The following is a 1,658-nucleotide window of genomic DNA, read 5'->3' on the forward strand; positions in this document are numbered from 1 at the left end:
AAAGCTGCCAAGCACGAGTGGTTGGGCAGTCGAGTTTTATACTGGAAAAGCCCTTAGGAGCGTCATGTTCAGAATAACCACGAAGCTGGAAACCGCATGCCGACAGCAAACTAAAAAGCATGATCATTACGATGATCAAAAGTTTATTACGTGGCATATAAGGCTCTCACTGAAATAATAATCGCCCCGAAGCTTTAAGCGAGGGGCGATATTAAGGAGGAAAGAACAGGTCTATCGTTGCCTAGTTCGCAACGATATTAACCAGCTTTCCAGGTACAACGATTACTTTACGAACGGTCTTGTCATCTGTAAAGCGTTTAACGTTTTCATCATCCAAAGCAGTTTGTTCCATTGCTTCTTTGCTGATATCAGCAGGCACGTCAAGCTTGGACCTTACTTTACCATTCACCTGAATAACGATCGTTTGCGAAGCCTTAACCAAGGCGCTCTCGTCAACACTTGGCCAGCCCGCGCCGATAACTGCGTCTTTGTGGCCCAGGGTTTCCCATAGCTCATGTGAAATATGAGGCGTGATTGGTGCAAGCAGTAAAGTAACGGTTTCAAGCGTTTCCTGCATGACCGCACGGCCTTGCTCACNGACATCAACAAACTTCGAGGCTGTATTCATTAGCTCCATAATAGCCGCGATTGCTGTGTTAAAGGTTAAGCGGCGGCTAACGTCGTCACTTACTTTAGCAATCGTTTCATGCGTTTTTAAGCGAAGCGCTTTCTGCTCTTTGTTCAGGCTGGCAACATCGAGTGCAGCCACATCGCCCTGAGAAACGTGAGAATACACCTGGCGCCAGATACGCTTAAGGAAACGGTTTGAACCTTCAACCGCACTGTCAGACCATTCCAATGATTGCTCAGGAGGCGCAGCAAACATAATAAACAAACGAACGGTATCAGCACCAAACTGGTCGATGGTGGTTTGTGGGTCAACACCGTTGTTCTTAGATTTCGACATCTTGCTCATGCCAGAAGACAACACTTCGCTACCGTCAGACTTGCGCTTGCAGCTAATGGTTTTGCCTTTTTCGTCCGTCTCGATATCGACTTCAGCTGGCGCGATCCAGATCTTGCCACCTTTATCGTCTTCCTGATAGAAGCTTTCAGCCAATACCATGCCTTGGCATAACAGACGCTTGAACGGCTCGTCACAATTTACCAAGCCGACATCTCGTAACAGTTTGTGGAAAAAGCGCGCATAAAGCAGGTGCAAAATAGCGTGCTCAATACCACCAATATATTGGTCTACAGGCAGCCAGTAATTTGCCGCGCCTGGGTCTAACATGCTGTCAGCAGACTGAGGTGAACAGTAACGTGCGTAATACCAAGACGATTCCATAAAGGTATCGAAGGTATCTGTTTCACGTAGTGCAGGCTGACCATTATGAGTCGTCTTTGCCCACTCCGGGTCGCTCTTGATAGGTGAGGTGACACCGTTCAGCTCAACGTCTTCAGGCAGTACAACAGGCAGCTCATCTAAAGGAACAGGAATCGCGCTGCCGTCTTCAAGATTCTTGATCGGGATAGGTGTGCCCCAGTAACGCTGGCGAGAAACACCCCAGTCACGCAAGCGATAGTTAATACGCTTTTTGCCAGTGCCTAGCGCTTCGAACTTGGCAACAATGGCATCAAAGGCTTCTGCCGAGCTT

1 protein-coding gene is annotated in these 1,658 nt (G+C 48.1%); it reads right to left on the reverse strand.

The window, feature by feature from the left end; genetic code table 11:
- Positions 1-241: 241 nt before the first annotated feature.
- On the reverse strand, positions 242-1,658 hold a 1,417-nt coding region (gene leuS / locus A3729_RS16250), incomplete at its 5' end, for a leucine--tRNA ligase (RefSeq protein ID WP_068634080.1).

Source organism: Oleiphilus sp. HI0043 (assembly GCF_001634935.1).